Raw genomic sequence first — 17497 nt, forward strand, 5'->3', positions numbered from 1 at the left:
GTGAGGGTTAACCACAAGGTGACCACTCGATTAGACCCAAAGCGGGCTATTCCATCCCACCCAGCCCGCCTCAATTGGCACATGACGGAGCCTTGTCTCGGCGCAACAAGCCCACTATCGTAACTTTCGAACCGTGCCGACTATTCTTATCAAATGGGGCGCAGGTCTCATCGCAAAGCCAAGCTTGAGGAAGCCATAATGAATGATTTAGCCGAACGGCAAGCAACCATTCAGGACCATGCTGCCTTTTTGGAAGGAACGCACAAGTTCCAAAACGATATCGAAATGCTGGCCGATAGTGCTTTGATCGGCACGATTTTAGAAACCGTAATGTTGGCAACGAATATGCGATTTGCGGCCGTAGCACGGGTGACCGACGATCATTGGGTGGCCTGTCGTACGGTTGATGAGGTCAACTTTGGCTTACGTCCAGGCGATGAGATCGAAATCGAGTCAACCTTTTGTCAATACGTTCGCGACACTTCAACCAAGGTTGTTTTCAACGACACCGCGACCGATGACGCATATCGCGACCATCCTATTGCAGCTAAATTCGGCATCGTGAGCTATGCCTCTATCCCGATCCTTCGCAGCAATGGGACATTCTTTGGCACGCTGTGCGCCATCGACCCAGAACCACGCGATGTGCAGCAACCCCGCTCGATCGCGATGCTGGAAATGTTTGCCAATATCATCGGTCAAAGCCTTGAGGCAGAAGAGCGTTTAGAGGCACAAGAAGACATGGTCGCGCATGAGCGAAAGTTAAGTCGCATTCAAGAAGAATTCGTTGCGGTTCTAGGCCATGATTTGCGCAATCCAATTGCGGCGCTTGATGTCGGTTTCAGGCATCTAAGCAACGAACCGATGACAGAAAAAGCGCAAACCATCCTGCCGATGATGCGATCTTCACTGCGCCGTATGAACGATTTGATCGAAAACATCATGCTTCACGCCAAGGCGCGATTAGGGGGCGGCATTCGTATTACTGCGCTACCCAATGCTCCACTGGCCGAAGCTGTAACGCAGGTTGTCGAAGAAGCCCGTGCTGCAAACCCCAAGCATGAGATCACGCTGGATTTGAATTTCGATAGGCCAGTCAGTTGCGATGCGCCGCGTGTTGCGCAAGCGATTTCTAACCTTTTGTCGAATGCCGTTCGGTACAGCGCACCCAACACACCTATTTCCGTGCATGGCCTTGCAACCGAAGACGCGATCGAAATCAGTGTCGCGAACAACGGCCCCGAGGTGCCTGAAGATTTACGTCAAGATTTGTTCAATCCCTTCCAGCGCGGAGTGCACGCAGCAGGCGAAGGCTTGGGGCTTGGGTTATATATCGTATCGTCAATCGCCACAGCGCATAACGGTCGGGTCGAGGTCATTTGCGAACGTGACGTGACGACTTTCAGCTTCAAGATCCCCTTGCTGTCCACCTGATTGCAAACGCTCAGACATCTGCCAACTGGTGCCTAGATATCAAAGGCTACGCAGTAATTCTATCGAAGGTACGCCCGTCACGGGCAAGCCGCGGCTGCGTTGGTAGGCGCTGATTGCTTTTTGGCTATTCGGGCCAATCACGCCATCAACCCCATCCGTGTCAAAGCCAGCGGCCGTAAGGCGTTTTTGCAAGGCGACGCGGTCTTCCTTGGTCATCCCGTTTTCATCAGGCGGAAATGCTGTTCGCAATGGGCCAGCGCCGCCAATACGGTCTGCGAGATGGCCCACCCCGATCGCATAAGCATCCGAATTATTGTATCGTTTGAGCGCGCTAAAGTTGCCAGTCACAGCAAAGCGCGGACCGTTGGCTTGCGGTTGAACAATATTGCCTGATGATACTGTCGCACCGACTTCATTTCCCCATTTTACACCACGGGTCCAACCATTGCGCGCAAGGTAAGCGGCGGTTGATGCCAACGCATCGCTGGGGTCGTCTGACCAGATATCGCGCCGGCCGTCATTTGTAAAATCGACTGCAAAGGCTTCATAAGATGTGGGAATAAACTGCGTGTGCCCCATCGCGCCCGCCCAGCTGCCCGTCAAGCGATCCGCTGTGATATCCCCGTTTTGCAAGATCTTTAGCGCGGCGATCAATTGCTTTTCGAAAAACGCGCCCCGCCGCCCGTCAAATGCAAGAGTCGATGTGGCAGATACAACTGGAACGTCACCACGGCGTTCGCCGTAAAAGCTTTCCAGCCCCCAAATAGCCGCAAGTATTTCTGCATCTACACCATATCTGTTCTCAAGCGCGCTCAGCGTTGTCCTATGACGGGCAAAGGCTGTTCTTCCTTTTGTAATCCGTTCCTCTGAGACTGCGATGGCGAGGTAGTCTTCTAGGCTGCGCTTGAATTCAGTTTGGTTTCGGTCGCGGGTCACGACACCTGGAAGATAGCCTGTATTGCGAAACCCAGCGGAAAGCGTTGATTGTGACAGGCCATAGCTGGCAGCACGCCCGCGAAACGCCGCGACCCAAGCATCATAGGCAGGGTTTGCAACGGGTCGAAGATCGGCCGATAGTCCAGCGCCATTAGAAACACTGCGACCTACTGGCTTGATTGGACTACAGCCCGTCACGATGAGCGCTGCGATACCAATTCCGAAATGACGTCTTGTGAGATTCATTTTATGCCTCTGCCTGCTCGTTTTGATGACCACCGTACTTCAATTGGTCTAACATGCCAACGACAGCAGCAATGCCTGCAAGACGACAGGCTTAAAAGTGCTCAGTGCAGCGAAGCATCAACCCAGAAAGTGTCTCGGAAATTCGCGGCTATTCATAGAGCATAGGGTCTATTCAATGATCTCACTGTGCTTGGCTTGGAACAAAGTGCGCGCAGCAATTTCGAGTTGCGCGGCACACATAGGTTTATTCAGGAATTCTTTAATCATACTATAGTTCTTTGAGCGCTGCACATCCACGGGATCGAGGGATGTGGTCAGCATCATCACCACACAATCCGTGAAGGCTGGACCGAATTCGAGTACAGCAGCATCTAGGAAATCAAACCCACTCATTCGCGGCATATTCACATCGAGAAAGATGACATCTATCGGATCGCGATTTGGGCGTCTCAAGTAGTCTAACGCATCCTCGGCCATCTGGAAGCTCAACACATTATCAACAATGCCTGAACGTTTTATGATCCGCTTGTACAAGAGTTGATCAACGCGATCATCATCTATCGTCATGACTGTACCGATGCGCAAAGGCTTATCCATCGACTTTCTCCGCAAATTGCAGCGCAAATGTAGATCCGCTTATTCCGTTGGATTCTATCATGATTGCGGCTTGATGATTTTCCGCCACCCGTTTGCACAAAGATAGCCCAATGCCAGTGCCACCATATGTTTCCCTCAGGTTTAAGCGCGAAAACAGCCCGAACACCTGAGACTGATCTTCAGGTCGGATGCCAATACCGTTGTCACTCACTTTGATGGTGTGCATGCCGTTTTGCGTTTCAACGGATACTTTGACCTGCGGAACCGTGTTCGGCTTTTGAAACTTGATTGCATTGGCGATCAGGTTTTGAAACAACATCAAAAGTTGATTTTGCAAGCCATAGATGGTCGGCAAGGGGTCACATTCAATCTGAGCGCTGGTTGCCAAAATGTCAGCTTTTAGGTTTCGAAGGACATCGTTTAGGATCGTATTTAGATCGACCTGTGCAAAATCTTCCTTGGCACCGACTGTCCTAGAATATGTCAGCACATCTTCAACATGCCGTCCCATACGGGCGACGGTTTCGAGACCCTCGTCAACAAGGATTTGATTGTCCGCACATAGTTTATCGCGGTCTTCGTTGATTTCTTCTAAAATCATTCCAATCGTATTGGCTGGTGATTTTAAGTCGTGCGAAATGGCGTATGTAAATTCTTGCTGTTCGCGCCGCAGCCGTTCACTGGTGAGCATCGCCGCCTTGAGTCGCACCACATCAGACACACAACCCGCGATTTTTGTGGCACGCGCGATCTCATCATCGGTCCACAGGCGCTTGTCAGGCTGCATCATGCAAAGTCCCCCTAGAACTTCACCGCTTGGGGCTTCGATAGGGATACCAAGATAGGCCAAAGGCTGCTCGGGCGACAATGCTGGCGTACCGATCAGCAAAGGATGCTTATATGCATCAGTGACAATCACTGGCGCACGGGTGAGATAGACATGCTGACAGTAGGTCATGCCCATCGGAAGTTGGCGCAGGTCGACCAGTTCAGGCGGATGGCCAACTTGGCTTTTATAGTAAATTCGATCTTTTTCCAAATCAGCAATCGAGATATGTGCGACTGGCACCCCGATGAGTTCCGTCGCCAAGCTGGTAAGATTGTCGAAGCTTTCCTCTGGATCGGCATCAACCAATCCGAGTTCTTCTAATGTAAAATGCATTGTGCGAGGCACCTATTGTTTAGAGCTTCCCGCAATGCTGATGTCATAACCTTAAGGTAGGGTTGACGAAATAAATAAAAATCTGGGAAATTTCAGAAAGTTACGCTCAGACATATCAAGCGCTTGAGTTTGAGTTCAACAAAAATTGCTCTCGAATAGGTCCACATGCTGCGCCTTGGGCCCTCGCAGCCCCTCCGATACTGCCCGATTCAATTTTCGGCGGGATGAGACCACGCGTATCTTGGGTCACGACGTAGCGCCTGACGCGGCTAACCAATTCCTCACGGAAACTTTCGGGGAATGACCCATCAATCACGATTGCTTCGAAATCAATCACAGCACAAATAGACAAACTGGCCCGCGCCAATTCTTGGGCTGTTTGCAGTAACCAAGGTTCGACATAGCGCGCCAAACGATCCCAGCTTTCGGGATCATCCCAAAGCTGACGCGTATCGATATCCACTTCGCGCAGTCGCGTTTCCAACTGATGTATCGAAGCCGTATCAACCAATTGCATACTTTCGCCAAGCGGGCTGATACTGCGCAAAGATCCCAGCGCACCTGCGTTCCCCTGACGCCCCGCATAGACGGAATTGTTCAAAACTATTCCGCCTCCAACGAATGCTCCGATAAAGAAATAAGCGTAGTCGCGAAAATCGGGACCGCGGCCATAGGTGTGTTCCGCCTGACACGCGGCGGTAGCATCGTTCATGACCATAACGGGCAAAGAAGTAACCTTAGCCACCTCCGCAACCAAATCGACATCGCGCCATGACTGAAACGATTTCGCGGGCGCGCCGTCGAGATCAGTCCAGTTCCACATTTCAAATGGCGCTGCGATACCGATACCGCTGATCCGTGCGATCGCTTCTGGTGTCATTTTCGCTGTTAAGTCTTTTATACCCGATTTGAGAAACTCAAGAACCTTTTCTGGCACAGGATAATCATAAGTTACTCTCAATCGGCCAGTTGCGCCCCCGCGAAAATCCATCAAGATCAGATCGGCAGATCGGCGACCTATCTTGAGCCCAAATGAATATGCCCCGCCTGCGGCGAGACGCATGGGAATAGAGGGTTTGCCAACTTTTCCGCGAACAGGATCGCCACGTTCAATCAATCCCTCGGCTTCTAGACGGCGCAAAATGCCCGAAACTGTTGGTGGAGAAAGGCCGGCAAGCTTGGCGAGATCACTACCAGCGATAGCATCGTTGCGTTGTATCAACGACAATAGAAGGCGTTCGTTGTGGTCGCGCACGCCTTTCTGGCTTAAGCCAACACTAAGTGTTCTTACCATTTGGTCTTCCATCCCCTGCACTATACTTGCGCACTCCAAGGAGGAACATACACGAAATGCATTAATAAATAAAGTTAACTAATTAATTGACAGAAGCGCTAGAATCGCGTTTCTTAGAAAACAAGCGAAAGCCATGGGCGATCGTTCAGGGCCGAAGACATACTTCGGCGGGGAAAATAGTCTGGGAGGACATCATGAAAAAACTACTTATCGGTACGGCACTTGCTGCAATCACAACAGCTGGCTCAGCTATGGCTGACGATCACACATCAGCTTGCTTGATCACAAAAACAGATACCAATCCGTTTTTCGTAAAAATGCGCGAAGGCGCAACAGCGACAGCAGAAAAGCTTGGAATTAAGTTGAACTCTTACGCAGGTCAGATCGACGGCGACAACGAATCCCAAGTGGCTGCAATCGAAACCTGCATCGCAAACGGCGCGTCCGGTATCTTGCTCACACCGTCTGATTCAGCAGCGATCGTACCATCAGTAGAAGCTGCACGCGAAGCTGGTCTTCTGGTTATCGCCTTAGATACGCCTCTTGACCCAATCGACGCAGCAAATGCAACTTTCGCCACAGACAACTTCCTTGCGGGTGAATTGATCGGCGCTTGGGCCGCTGCATCCTTGGGTGAAGACGCCGCGAATGCTAAAATCGCTATGCTCGATCTGGCGATCAGCCAACCAACAGTTGGCGTTTTGCGCGACCAAGGCTTCTTGACCGGTTTTGGCATCGACACAGTAGACGTAAGCCAATGGGGTGACGAAACAGATGAGCGTATCATCTGCAACGAAGTCACATCAGGCAACGAAGAAGGCGGTCGCCTTGCGATGGAAAACTGTCTTGCTGTCGATCCTGAAATCAACGTCGTTTACACAATCAACGAACCAGCGGCTGCTGGCGCATATGAAGCACTGGCCGCAATCGGTCGTGAAGATGATGTGTTGATCGTGTCGGTTGATGGCGGTTGCCCAGGCATCAAAAACGTCGCAGATGGCGTTATCGGTGCGACATCTCAGCAATACCCACTTTTGATGGCGTCTTTGGGCATCGAAGCGATTGCACAATTCGCAGCGGACGGCACTTTGCCACAAAACACAGAAGGCAAAAACTTCTTGGACACAGGCGTTTCGCTGGTCACAGATAAGCCTGCTGAAGGTGTTGAAAGCATCTCTGTCGCTGAAGGCACAGATCTCTGCTGGGGCTAATCTTAAATTGAAATAACCACATTGGTTTTTCACCATTATGATTATGGGGCCAGCATCAGTGTTGGCCCCATAACATTCACGAGCCGAATACGCGGGCCTTTAGCCCAAAAAGACCATTAGGGGAGGATCGGCCATGGCCGAAGCTGACAATTACGAAGACACCGTAAAGGGCAAAAAAGAAGTGGATTTTGCCCAATTCGAAGACACTAAAAGTGGATTGCTTGGGCGCATCCAGCATGCTCTACATGTCAATCCAGCCCTCGTTCCCCTGATCATACTTGTTTTTGCAATCGCGCTTTTTGGCCTCTTGCTTGGACAACGCTTTTTCTCTGCGGGCACGCTCACCTTGATTTTGCAGCAGGTGCAAATCGTAGGCGTTTTGGCGGCCGCACAGACTCTTATTATTCTCACAGCAGGCATCGACCTTTCCGTTGGCGCAATCGCGGTGCTCAGCTCTGTCATCATGGGTCAGATGACATTCCGCTACGGTGTTCCAGCTGAGATCAGCATCTTGATCGGCTTCGCATTCGGCGCAGGCATCGGTGCTGTCAGCGGTTTTCTTGTCAGCCGTATTAAAATCCCACCCTTCATTGTGACTTTGGGAATTTGGCAGGTCGTATTGGCAGCTAACTACCTATTTGCAAACAACCAAACCATTCGTTCATCTGATCTACGTGCTGAAGCACCTGCTTTGTTGTTCTTGGGCAATCGTGTCGAAATTGGCGGCGCAAACTTTACCTTTGGCGTGATCTTAATGATTTTGATCTTTATCGCACTGGGCTACGCCTTACGCTCAACAGCATGGGGGCGTCACGTCTATGCGGTTGGAGATGATCCAGAAGCAGCACAATTGGCTGGGGTCAACGTCAAACGCACCTTGATGAGTGTCTACATGCTCACAGGTCTTATCTGCGCGGTTGCAGGCTGGGTCATGATCGGGCGCTTTTCATCCGTATCGCCATCGGCCTCCACTGGGGTGATCGGAAACATTCAGTCTATCACGGCTGTGGTGATCGGCGGGCTGTCACTGTTTGGCGGACGAGGATCGATTTACGGCGCACTATTTGGCGCAATGATTGTGGGCGTGTTTGAACTTGGCCTGCGCATGGCAGGGGCCGACCCACAATGGACGTTCATGTTGATCGGTATGCTGATTATTGGCGCCGTCGGATTGGACCAATGGATCAGAAAGGTATCAGCGTAATGGAACCCATTCTTTCAGGTAAAAATCTGGTCAAACGCTACGGCAAAGTGACTGCTCTCGACCACTGTGATTTTGAACTATACCCTGGCGAAATCCTGGCCGTGATTGGCGATAACGGGGCTGGTAAGTCTTCGCTGATCAAAGCTTTGTCAGGCGCCACAATTCCAGATTCAGGTGAAGTCTATCTTGAAGGCAAGCAGGTAAATTTCCGTTCACCTATTGATGCGCGCGGCGCGGGCATTGAAACGGTTTACCAGACCCTTGCGATGTCCCCTGCCCTGTCGATTGCGGACAATATGTTCATGGGCCGCGAATTGAAAAAACCAGGCGTGATGGGATCTGTCTTTGGACAATTAGACAAAAAGCGGATGCAAGATTTTGCCCGTGATAAGCTGTCTGAACTTGGCTTGATGACAATTCAAAACATCAACCAAGCTGTTGAAACGCTATCAGGCGGTCAACGCCAAGGCGTTGCAGTCGCGCGTGCCGCCGCCTTTGGATCAAAGGTCATCATCTTGGATGAACCGACAGCGGCGCTTGGTGTGAAAGAATCTCGCAAGGTGTTGGAACTGATCCTTGATGTGCGTTCGCGTGGCATTCCGATCATCTTGATCAGCCACAATATGCCGCATGTGTTTGAGGTCGCAGACCGTATTCATGTGCACCGCTTGGGCAAACGCCTATGTGTAATCGATCCAAAAGACTACACCATGTCAGACGCGGTGGCGTTTATGACTGGCGCGAAAGAAGCCCCAGTGGACGCTTGATAACGACTTCCTTCCCAAGGGAAATTGGCCAGCTTGTTTTACACAAGCTGGCCTTTCTTTTGCGTATAAAGTTCGCAAATCCAAACAGAATGCTTAGGCGATATTTTTCAAAACACCCGCGAGTTTGCCAAAGAGGGTTTGAATTTCTTCTTCAGAAATAATCAGCGGCGGCGAGAGTGCGATGATGTCCCCCGTGACACGGATCATCACGCCTTCGGCCCAAGCCGCCTTCATCGCTTCCATACCGCGCGCGCCGACAGCGCCCGCACGGCTTTCCAACTCAATCGCACCAACAAGACCCAAATTGCGAATATCTTTTACATGCGGAAGTCCCTTAAGGCTGTGCACACCGTCTTCCCATTTGGGGGCCATCGCCGTGGCGCGGGCAAACATGTCATTGTCTTCGTAAGACTTCAGTGTCGCAAGCGCTGCTGCTGTGGCCAACGGGTGACCTGAATAGGTATAGCCATGGAACAGTTCAATCGGCGTGCCAGTGTTGTCCATCGCTGAGTTGTAGATTTTCTCATCGATGATCACAGCGCCCATCGGCACCACCCCGTTGGTCAGGCCCTTGGCAGTGGTAATCAAGTCTGGTGTCACGCCAAAATATTCAGCCGCAGAGGCCTTTCCAAGTCGGCCGTAAGCGGTGATCACTTCGTCAAAGATCAACAAGATACCGTATTGATCACAAATTTCACGCAGGCGTTTGAGATAGCCAACAGGTGGCATCAAGACGCCCGTCGATCCCGCCATTGGTTCAACAATCACCGCAGCAATGGTGCTTGGGTCATGCAATTCGGCAATGCGCACAAGGTCTTCGGCAAGCTCGGCACCATGTTCGGGGCAGCCTTTGGTAAAGGCGTTCTTTTCAAGGTTATGTGTATGTGGCAGGTGATCGACACCCGTTAGCAACCCACCAAAGTGCTTACGATTGTTCACAATGCCACCCACAGAAATGCCGCCAAAACCGACACCGTGATAGCCCCGCTCACGTCCGATCAAGCGCGTGCGCGCCCCATCGCCACGCATACGATGATAATGCAGTGCGATTTTCAACGCCGTATCCACGGATTCAGACCCTGAGCCCGTAAAGAACACATGGTTCAGCGGATCGGGAAACATGCTGGCAAGTTTTGAGGCCAGTTCAAATGACTGCGGTGTGCCGAAATTAAAATGCGGCGCGTAATCCAAAGTCGCGACCTGTTTTTGCACGGCTTCGACGATCAATGGATCGTTGTGACCTGCGTTTACACACCACAGACCCGCTGTTGCATCCATAATTTGGCGGCCGTCTGCGCTGGTGTAATACATCCCGTCCGCCCCAACGATCATACGTGGATCGTCGTGAAAATCACGATTTGGCGTAAAGGGCATCCAAAAGCTAGACATCTTGTTTTGCGCTGCGGTCATAGCGAATCCTAAATCTGTTGGAGGGTGGCGTGATATGTGCCAATTGATATTGCTTTTCAATCATATTGAAGCGGTCACAAAACTAATCAAGCCTGATTTCACACCCACGAATTTATGTTGTTTTTGCGGGAACATGATGCAAAGTGATTTGTATAGAAAGCGGAAAATCACCAGAGCCATGACAGATTCAGCCTCAAACCACGATCAAATGGTCGCACGCCGCCTGCGCGTTGTGCGTCAAGCTCAAGGTCTATCCCAACGTGAACTCGCGCGGCGTACGGGGGTGGGCAGTGGTACGATCAGCCAAATTGAATCCAACACAACGCAGCCTTCTGTCGCGGTGCTCAAAAAGATCCTTGATGGCATTCCCATGGAACTCGCGACGTTTTTCAGCTTTGAATTACTCGGGGGCGATACGCCCGTATACCGTAAATCAGATCACGTGGATATCGGTGCGCGGGGGATCGAATATCGGTTGATTGCGGCCCAACGGCCCAACCGAAAAATCCAAATGCTGCATGAATTTTATCAGCCAGGAACAGCATCAGGGGGCCATCCGTTGGTGCATGAGGGAGAAGAATGCGCCGTAATCTTATCTGGCGTATTAGAGATCACAGTTGATGATGAAGTTTTCGTTCTGCGCGCAGGGGACGCCTATTATTTCAACAGCACACGCCCGCACAAGTTCAAAAACATTGGCGACACAGTCTGCGAAGTTGTCAGCGCCTGTACGCCAAGTTTTTGATCGAAATAGACGATCCCCCAACCAGTGTCAGGGGATCGCGTTTTTCAGTTTTAACGCTTATCCAACAATGGATTTCAAATAGGCAATGGATGTTGGGAAATCGTCCATTTCGTGCGGCTGGCAAGCTGCTTCCAAAACCAATGTTCCTTTGTAATCGTCGGCGATCAATGCTTCGACTTGACCTTTAACATCTGTCACGCCTTCGCCGTAACGCATCCAAACCATTTTGCCGTCAACCACAGCACCGTCTTTCAAGTGCACGTTGCGGATATAAGGTTTCAGCTTTTCATAGCCTGCGCGGAAATGTGTTTCTTCGGCTTCGTACAGATTGCCTGTGTCCCAAACATAACCGAAATCTGGGTGGTTCACCGCTTCAAGCAGGTTAAAACAAGCGTCAGATGTATCGGCCCAGCTGCCTGGCAGATTTTCAAGCTGCACAGTAAAGCCACGCGCCACAGCCACTTCAACCGCGTTTTTAATAAGCTCAACAACCTGTTCGAACTCATTTTCGATAGGTGTTTCTGAACGCGTTGGGCCGAAGACGATCAAGGTTTTAATCCCCATTTCATCAGCCAAATCCAAGCTCATTGGAAGCAAGTGATTGGTGTGAAGCGCCGTCAGTTCACTTTTCAACGGCACCTTAAACAAGCCGGGTGAAACAGCAGTATAGTTGATGTTAAAAGCTTTGGATTGCTCTTTCAAACGCGCGAAGGCATCGCCTTCGAACATAGGAAAACGCTTACCTTCGACAATGCGCAGTTCAAAAGAAGAAATGCCTTGTTCGGCTGCACGGCCAAAGATTTTTGGCAGACCCTCACTTGAGGCATCGGGGTAAACTTCATTGGTTACGCAAGTAATAATCATTTTTGGTCTTTCTTAGTCTGGATAGATGGGAGAGCATTCGCGCGGTTGCGCAAACTATTGATTGTAAAGATGGCAACTCACGGAACAGCCTGTACCGTGAGACCTAAGTGCAGGTGCTTGCGTGCTGCAAATATCACCTATGAAACGATGGCAACGCGGATGAAAAGCACAGCCGCTGGGCGGATTCAGTGGCGAAGGCACCTCACCTGTCATCGGAATTTCATCACGCTTTTCCGTCGGATCGGCAGATAAAGCGGCTGATAGCAGTGCTTCGGTATAGGGATGCGATGGGGCGTCAAAAACATCATCAGTCGGACCTTGTTCGACGATTTTCCCCAAATACATCACCGCGACACGGTCAGCCAGATAGCGCGTTGTCGCCAAATCGTGGGCCACAAGAATATAGCTAAGCCCGTATTCCGCCTGCAAATCTTTGAACAGATTGATGATCTGAGACCGAATAGAGACATCAAGCCCCGAAACGGGTTCGTCCAAAATAATCAAACGAGGGCGTGAAATAATCGCGCTGGCAATTGCGATACGTTGACGTTGCCCCCCTGAAAATTCATGGGGGAACTTACGCGCGTCTTGTGGGCGTAATCCAACAGCATCCAACGCTTCATTTACGCGGCGATCCACTTCGTTTGAGCCAACCTTTTCGTTTACAATCAGAGGCTCTGACACAAAATCGCCGATCCGAACGCGCGGATTAATTGACGACCAAGGATCTTGGAACACGGCTTGTACACGCGATCGGTAGGCCTTAAGCGCATCACCTTTGAGGGTATTGATGTCTTCGCCATCATATAAAATACGACCGCTGGTCGGATTTTGTAGCTTCAGCAAAAGCTGGGTGGTCGTGGTTTTCCCACAACCAGATTCCCCAACCAAAGCCAAAGTTTCACGCTCACAGATGTTGAAATTCAGATCTGTGGCCGCTTTGACCGTTTTGGTTTCACGTTTGAAAATACCGGTTTGAACATCAAAATGTTTGGACAGGTTTTCGACTTGTAGAATTGGTGTATTTGTCATTGGTCAATCACCCGCCAGCAGCTTGCTAAATGTTCTCCGTCGCCATCTGCGTCAAAAGTTGGCGGCAGCTCATTAAAGCAACGACTATCCGCCTTGTCACAGCGCGGTGCGAATGGGCAGCCCGTTAGGGTTTCCATCGGCGCAGGTGGCTGGCCCTTAATGGTACGCAGGCGCCCTTCGTGACCCCGCAATTTTGGAACCGCTCCGATGAGGGCTTCGGTATAGGGATGTGCTGGTTTGGCAAAAATGCGTTCGACAGTGCCAGATTCAACGATCCTGCCGTAATACATCACCACGATTTTATGGCACAGATTGGCGACGATCCCGAAGTCATGGGTGATAAAGATAATCCCCATACCTGTATCATCTTGCAGCTCTTTCAACAGGCGCAAATATTGCGCTTGCACAGTCACATCCAAAGAGGTGGTCGGTTCATCTGCAATGATGATTTTTGGTTCGCAAGAAATCGCAATCGCGCCGACAACACGTTGACGCATGCCGCCACTCAATTCGCCAGGATAGCAATCCACGCGGTGCTCTGGCGCGGCCACTTTCACTTTTCGCAGCGCATTGATCGCCCGTTCACGCATGGTCTTTTTAGGACCAGGCGCGTGCAGACTTAAGGCTTCGGAAATCTGATTTCCCACCGTAAAGGACGGATTGAGCGAGGTTTGCGGATCCTGTAAAATCATAGCGATTTCACTGCCGCGCACCTTGCGCATTTCGGCCTCCGACAGTTTTAAAAGATCGCGACCTTCCAGTTCGATACTGCCAGATTCCACCTCGGCTGCGTGCTTTGGTAAAAGCCGCACAAGTGACGTGGCAGTCATAGATTTGCCCGAACCAGATTCCCCAACAATGCCCAAGGTCTCGCCCTTGTTCAGCGTGAAATTATGACCGTTGACGGGGTAGAATGTGCCAGCTTTGGTTGAAATTTTCACTCGAAGATCTTTGACTTCAAGCAGCGGTGCCTCTTGTACATCGGTCATATTATACCTGCCTTTGTCGTGGATCGAGTTGTTCGCGCAGCCAGTCACCCAGCATGTTGGCCGACATTACGGTCAATAAGATTGCAAGACCTGGAAAGAAGGAAATCCACCAATCAGTCGCAATGAAATCACGGCCATCAGAAACAAGCAGTCCCCATGTGGGTGTTGGGCGAGGAATGCCGATACCCAAAAAGCTAAGGCTTGCATCCAGCATGATGGCGATACCGACTTGAAGGGTTGCCAAAACGACGATGGTGTTGAGAACATTCGGCAAAATATGACGAAACAGGATGCGAATATGCGAAGATCCTGCGACCTGTGACCGTGCTACAAAATCGCTCTTGCGCAGCAGTAACACTTCGGCACGTACTTGACGGGCGAAATAGGCCCAAAGCGCGAAGCCCACAACAATCACAACAGACAGAAAGCTTGCCCCAATCGCAGCAGCCAAAGCCAAGGCCAGCAGCATAGCAGGCAAAGCCAAGGAAATATCCACAAGGCGCATGACCAAACCATCGAACCAGCCGCGCGCATAGCCTGCGATTAAGCCCAAGGTCGTCCCCACGACCACACCAACAGTGATACCAATCAAGGAAACACTCAGCACGTACCAAGATCCGTGCAGGATGCGGCTTAGAATATCGCGGCCCAATCTATCAGTGCCCAGCATATATTCCCATGTGCCGCCGAACCCAACAGGGGGCTGCAAACGCGCACGTAGATTTGGCACATAGGGATCATGTGGCGCAATGTATTCTGCGAAGAATGCTGGGATAATGAAGACTGTGAGCAGGATCACAATCGGAATCAAGGGCAAGGACCGAAGTCGAAGCCAAAGGCGAAGAGCAGAGGCTCTTTTGACAGAAAGATCAGTCATTGCGAATCCTAGGATCGATAGCGACGTAGAGGAGGTCTACGACGAGGTTAGAAATCATGTAGATAACGGCGTAGGCCACGATCACAGCTTGAACGACGGGGAAGTCACGACCACGGATCGCTTCGATTGCAACCCAGCCCATTCCCGGCCATGAGAAAACCGTTTCGATCACAACAGAACCTGTCAGGATTGATGCAGCGAGAATGCCGAAATAGGTCAAAGGCACCACAGCCGCATTGCGCAAAGCATGTTTCCAGACCACGCTAAATTCGCCGACACCTTTGACACGCGCCAGTTTGATGTATTCCGCATCCAGCACTTCCAGCATGGCCGAACGCGTCAAGCGCGCAAGGGCAGACACTTGGAACCAAGCGATGGCAATCGCGGGCAAAATGGCATGTGCGAAAGTACCGGTGCCTGATGTTGGCAGCCAGCCCAACCAAACCGAAAACACCCAGATCAAAACGATCCCAAGCCAAAAGTTCGGAATAGATTGCCCCAAAAGCGCAAACATCTGTGCCCCATTGTCAACGGGGGAGCCTTTGTAAACAGCAGCAGCAACACCCAAAGGCAATGCCACAACAAGGCTGATCAAAATGGCGATACCACCAAGTTGTAATGTGGCTGGCATACGGGCCAGAACAAAGCCCATGGCGTCTTCGCCAGGCCATTTTAGTGAGGTTCCGAAATCTCCTTGGACAGCATTGCCCAAAAAGGTAAGATATTGTTGCCAAAGGGGTTTATCTAATCCCCAATCGCGAATGAAGGCATCTATTTGTTGTTTGGTCGCATCGTCTGGCAGCAAAGCATCAACAGGATTCCCTGAAAGATGCGTGAGTAAAAACACGATGATTGTGATGACCCAAAGCGCAAACAAGCTCGATCCGACTCGGCGTGCGAGGTATTTTAACACTGCGTATTCCTTGGAGTTTTGCGCAAATATTTGATGCGAAGCCCCCGAAAGGGCTTCGCGGATTGCACATTTGATCTTATTTCAAATCGATCAGTTCGAAGTGGCTAAGGCCTGAGGATGTAGATCCTGGGAAAGTCCAGCCTTCGACCAAATCGCTGCTGACAACAACAGTGGCAGGCACTGCCGCCATCGGGATATGCGCGTAGCTTTCATAGATGGATGTGAACATCTCATTCAAAATAGCATCGCGTTTTTCAGGGTCTGTTTCAGTCAACAATTCACCACCCAAAGCGTTGATTTCTGGGTCACCCAAATCGAGGTGTGGACTGGCGTGTTCAGTGAAAAAGATCTGAACCCCAAGGGCCGCAGGGCGCACTGGCGCATTGCGCATCGGGGTCACGAAATCAGCGGTAAAGCCGCGGATCGCCGTATTCCCTGTTGCCCAATCTTGTTCACGCATTTCGGTTTCGATACCGACCACATCAAGATAGGCCTGTACCAATTCCGCCATTTGAGCGAATTCTGGGTTCCCTGCGAGGCTGGTTACAACCAACGGAATCGCAGCGTTGTCAAAGGCTTCTGGGTATCCAGCCTCTTTCAACAAAGCCATCGCTTTTTCAGGGTCATAGCCGTAGTCTTCGTCGAAACGATCCGCAAGTTCTTGCGAGTAGCCAGGAAAACGTGGGTCCATCGTGTAGACAGGCAAAGCTTCGACGCCTTCACCGTAGAGCACTTCCAAAATACCATCACGGTCCAAAGCGCGGTTCACAGCTTCGCGCACGCGCGCATCGGCCCATGCGTAAGATGTAGCGTCACGTGTTTCTTCAGCTTCGGGCTTCATGAATTTACCCGTGAACAGCATAGTAGATTGCATCGCCCCCGCACTGGACGACAAAACAGTTTCACCCGCTTCAGCAGCGTCATCGCGTAGATCGCGTGGTAAAGTCACCGCATGGGCTTCGCCCGCGGCAAGCATAGCCAAACGTGTTGATGGCTCAGACACCCAACGGAATTCGATTTCGTCAAATTCAGGAGATGCGCCAGACCAGTGATCTTTGATCGAGCTAAATGTCATGGATTGGCCGACATCACGCCCTTCATATTTGAACGGGCCAGATCCAGCTGGCGCGGCCTCGTAGCCTTCCATGCCCTCTGCATCGAATTGCGCTTTGCTGTAGATCACCAAAGAACCGCGACCCGCATGTGAGAACAAGAAATCAGGATCAGGAGTTGGCAGATCGAAACGCACTGTATGATCATCGATAGCTGTCAAAGTGGTTTCTTTAAGTGCGCTGATACCGCTGAGTTTCGCGTCATCGCCTGTGTGAATTTCAAAGCTGTGTACAACATCAGCAGAGGTCACAGGCCCCCAGTCGTCGCTGAACACCGCATTTGGATGCAGTTTGAACGTCCAAGAGGTAAAGTCCTCGTTGTGTTCCCAGCTTTCAGCCAATTGACTGTTGTCATACTTGCCAGTCTCAGCGCTATTGCCTACCAGCGTTTGCATTGATGGGAAAATGAAGGCCCCTGTTGTGGTCCAATACAAATTGGAATCAGCACCCAAAGGGCTGACGGCGACAACAACTTTGTCCTGCGCCGTTGCAGCAGTAGACATGCCACCCGTCAAGATGGTGCCAGCCAAAAGCAGTGACGCTAATGCAGTTTTAGATTTCGAAGTAAACGTGGTCTTTTTATGTATCATGTCTCGTTCCCTGTTTTAAGAATTGACGTGTTGGCCCGATTTATTCGTGGCTCTGTTGATTCATTTCATCAGTATGAGGGGCTAAGATGGCGCGGTATAATACCCATCTCAGGT

16 protein-coding genes are annotated in these 17497 nt (G+C 50.9%); 5 read left to right on the plus strand and 11 right to left on the minus strand.

Translation table 11 applies throughout. The features are described 5' to 3' along the window. Positions 1–198: 198 nt before the first annotated feature. Complete coding sequence (locus EDD53_RS10870) at positions 199–1434, plus strand: GAF domain-containing sensor histidine kinase (protein WP_123793271.1); 1236 nt, start codon at positions 199–201, stop codon at positions 1432–1434. Positions 1435–1473: 39 nt separating this feature from the next. On the opposite strand, the gene EDD53_RS10875 is transcribed toward EDD53_RS10870, so the two are convergent. From EDD53_RS10875 to EDD53_RS10890, 4 genes are all read right to left on the minus strand, one after another. Further along, a complete protein-coding gene (locus EDD53_RS10875; RefSeq protein ID WP_123793272.1) occupies positions 1474–2616 on the minus strand; it encodes a lytic murein transglycosylase in 1143 nt (380 codons plus the stop codon). Between the two features lie 168 nt (positions 2617–2784). Then, positions 2785–3213 carry a response regulator gene (locus EDD53_RS10880; protein WP_246002358.1) on the minus strand — a complete coding sequence of 143 codons (429 nt, stop codon included), beginning with the start codon at positions 3211–3213 and terminating at the stop codon, positions 2785–2787. Then, entirely contained in the window at positions 3206–4375 is a 1170-nt protein-coding gene (locus EDD53_RS10885) for a GAF domain-containing sensor histidine kinase (RefSeq protein ID WP_123793273.1), read from the minus strand. The genes EDD53_RS10880 and EDD53_RS10885 overlap by 8 nt, the downstream gene beginning before the upstream one ends. A 115-nt stretch (positions 4376–4490) precedes the next feature. Beyond that, positions 4491–5681: an ROK family transcriptional regulator gene (locus tag EDD53_RS10890; protein ID WP_123793274.1), complete on the minus strand. Its 1191-nt coding sequence runs from the start codon at positions 5679–5681 to the stop codon at positions 4491–4493. Between the two features lie 182 nt (positions 5682–5863). Here EDD53_RS10890 and EDD53_RS10895 point away from each other — a divergent pair, with 182 nt between their 5' ends. The 3 genes from EDD53_RS10895 to EDD53_RS10905 all read left to right on the plus strand — a co-directional run bounded on the left by EDD53_RS10895 (position 5864) and on the right by EDD53_RS10905 (position 8851). Then, positions 5864–6880 (plus strand): sugar ABC transporter substrate-binding protein, encoded by a 1017-nt coding sequence (locus EDD53_RS10895; protein ID WP_123793275.1) that lies wholly within the window; start codon positions 5864–5866, stop codon positions 6878–6880. Positions 6881–7013: 133 nt separating this feature from the next. Continuing rightward, on the plus strand, positions 7014–8084 hold the full coding sequence (locus EDD53_RS10900) for an ABC transporter permease (RefSeq protein WP_123793276.1): 1071 nt from the start codon (positions 7014–7016) through the stop codon (positions 8082–8084). After that, positions 8084–8851, plus strand: coding sequence for an ATP-binding cassette domain-containing protein (locus tag EDD53_RS10905; RefSeq protein WP_211331613.1), 768 nt, complete (start codon positions 8084–8086; stop codon positions 8849–8851). The genes EDD53_RS10900 and EDD53_RS10905 overlap by 1 nt, the downstream gene beginning before the upstream one ends. 93 nt (positions 8852–8944) lie before the next feature. Here the strand turns inward: EDD53_RS10905 and aptA are convergent, their stop codons facing one another. Beyond that, on the minus strand, positions 8945–10261 hold the full coding sequence (aptA, locus tag EDD53_RS10910) for an omega-aminotransferase AptA (protein WP_123793278.1): 1317 nt from the start codon (positions 10259–10261) through the stop codon (positions 8945–8947). A 178-nt stretch (positions 10262–10439) separates the two neighbouring features. On the opposite strand from aptA, the gene EDD53_RS10915 reads away from it, so the two are divergent. Next, positions 10440–11006 carry a cupin domain-containing protein gene (locus EDD53_RS10915; protein ID WP_123793279.1) on the plus strand — a complete coding sequence of 189 codons (567 nt, stop codon included), beginning with the start codon at positions 10440–10442 and terminating at the stop codon, positions 11004–11006. Positions 11007–11063: 57 nt separating this feature from the next. On the opposite strand, the gene EDD53_RS10920 is transcribed toward EDD53_RS10915, so the two are convergent. From EDD53_RS10920 to EDD53_RS10945, 6 genes are all read right to left on the minus strand, one after another. Beyond that, positions 11064–11870 (minus strand): sugar phosphate isomerase/epimerase family protein, encoded by an 807-nt coding sequence (locus tag EDD53_RS10920; protein WP_123793280.1) that lies wholly within the window; start codon positions 11868–11870, stop codon positions 11064–11066. 54 nt (positions 11871–11924) lie between these two features. Continuing rightward, positions 11925–12902 (minus strand): ABC transporter ATP-binding protein, encoded by a 978-nt coding sequence (locus EDD53_RS10925; RefSeq protein WP_123793281.1) that lies wholly within the window; start codon positions 12900–12902, stop codon positions 11925–11927. Beyond that, complete coding sequence (locus tag EDD53_RS10930; protein ID WP_123793282.1) at positions 12899–13891, minus strand: ABC transporter ATP-binding protein; 993 nt, start codon at positions 13889–13891, stop codon at positions 12899–12901. The genes EDD53_RS10925 and EDD53_RS10930 overlap by 4 nt, the downstream gene beginning before the upstream one ends. 1 nt (position 13892) lies before the next feature. Further along, the gene (locus EDD53_RS10935; protein WP_246002359.1) at positions 13893–14768 is read right to left on the minus strand and encodes an ABC transporter permease; all 876 of its coding nucleotides are present in this window, start codon (positions 14766–14768) and stop codon (positions 13893–13895) included. Next, a complete protein-coding gene (locus EDD53_RS10940; protein WP_123793283.1) occupies positions 14761–15681 on the minus strand; it encodes an ABC transporter permease in 921 nt (306 codons plus the stop codon). Before EDD53_RS10940 ends, EDD53_RS10935 begins: the two co-directional genes overlap by 8 nt. A gap of 76 nt (positions 15682–15757) precedes the next feature. Further along, entirely contained in the window at positions 15758–17383 is a 1626-nt protein-coding gene (locus EDD53_RS10945) for an ABC transporter substrate-binding protein (RefSeq protein ID WP_123793284.1), read from the minus strand. Positions 17384–17497: the final 114 nt, after the last annotated feature.

This window comes from Pacificibacter maritimus (assembly GCF_003814915.1).
Lineage (GTDB): Bacteria > Pseudomonadota > Alphaproteobacteria > Rhodobacterales > Rhodobacteraceae > Celeribacter > Celeribacter maritimus.

Bases quoted from the DNA above. Each gene is read 5' to 3' on its own strand.
- EDD53_RS10915 (WP_123793279.1), top strand. From the start codon at position 10,440: ATGACAGATTCAGCCTCAAACCACGATCAAATGGTCGCACGCCGCCTG.
- EDD53_RS10930 (WP_123793282.1), bottom strand. From the start codon at position 13,891: ATGACCGATGTACAAGAGGCACCGCTGCTTGAAGTCAAAGATCTTCGA.
- EDD53_RS10885 (WP_123793273.1), bottom strand. From the start codon at position 4,375: ATGCATTTTACATTAGAAGAACTCGGATTGGTTGATGCCGATCCAGAG.
- EDD53_RS10945 (WP_123793284.1), bottom strand. From the start codon at position 17,383: ATGATACATAAAAAGACCACGTTTACTTCGAAATCTAAAACTGCATTA.
- aptA (WP_123793278.1), bottom strand. From the start codon at position 10,261: ATGACCGCAGCGCAAAACAAGATGTCTAGCTTTTGGATGCCCTTTACG.
- EDD53_RS10925 (WP_123793281.1), bottom strand. From the start codon at position 12,902: ATGACAAATACACCAATTCTACAAGTCGAAAACCTGTCCAAACATTTT.
- EDD53_RS10920 (WP_123793280.1), bottom strand. From the start codon at position 11,870: ATGATTATTACTTGCGTAACCAATGAAGTTTACCCCGATGCCTCAAGT.
- EDD53_RS10880 (WP_246002358.1), bottom strand. From the start codon at position 3,213: ATGGATAAGCCTTTGCGCATCGGTACAGTCATGACGATAGATGATGAT.
- EDD53_RS10935 (WP_246002359.1), bottom strand. From the start codon at position 14,768: ATGACTGATCTTTCTGTCAAAAGAGCCTCTGCTCTTCGCCTTTGGCTT.
- EDD53_RS10875 (WP_123793272.1), bottom strand. From the start codon at position 2,616: ATGAATCTCACAAGACGTCATTTCGGAATTGGTATCGCAGCGCTCATC.
- EDD53_RS10895 (WP_123793275.1), top strand. From the start codon at position 5,864: ATGAAAAAACTACTTATCGGTACGGCACTTGCTGCAATCACAACAGCT.
- EDD53_RS10870 (WP_123793271.1), top strand. From the start codon at position 199: ATGAATGATTTAGCCGAACGGCAAGCAACCATTCAGGACCATGCTGCC.
- EDD53_RS10890 (WP_123793274.1), bottom strand. From the start codon at position 5,681: ATGGAAGACCAAATGGTAAGAACACTTAGTGTTGGCTTAAGCCAGAAA.
- EDD53_RS10900 (WP_123793276.1), top strand. From the start codon at position 7,014: ATGGCCGAAGCTGACAATTACGAAGACACCGTAAAGGGCAAAAAAGAA.
- EDD53_RS10905 (WP_211331613.1), top strand. From the start codon at position 8,084: ATGGAACCCATTCTTTCAGGTAAAAATCTGGTCAAACGCTACGGCAAA.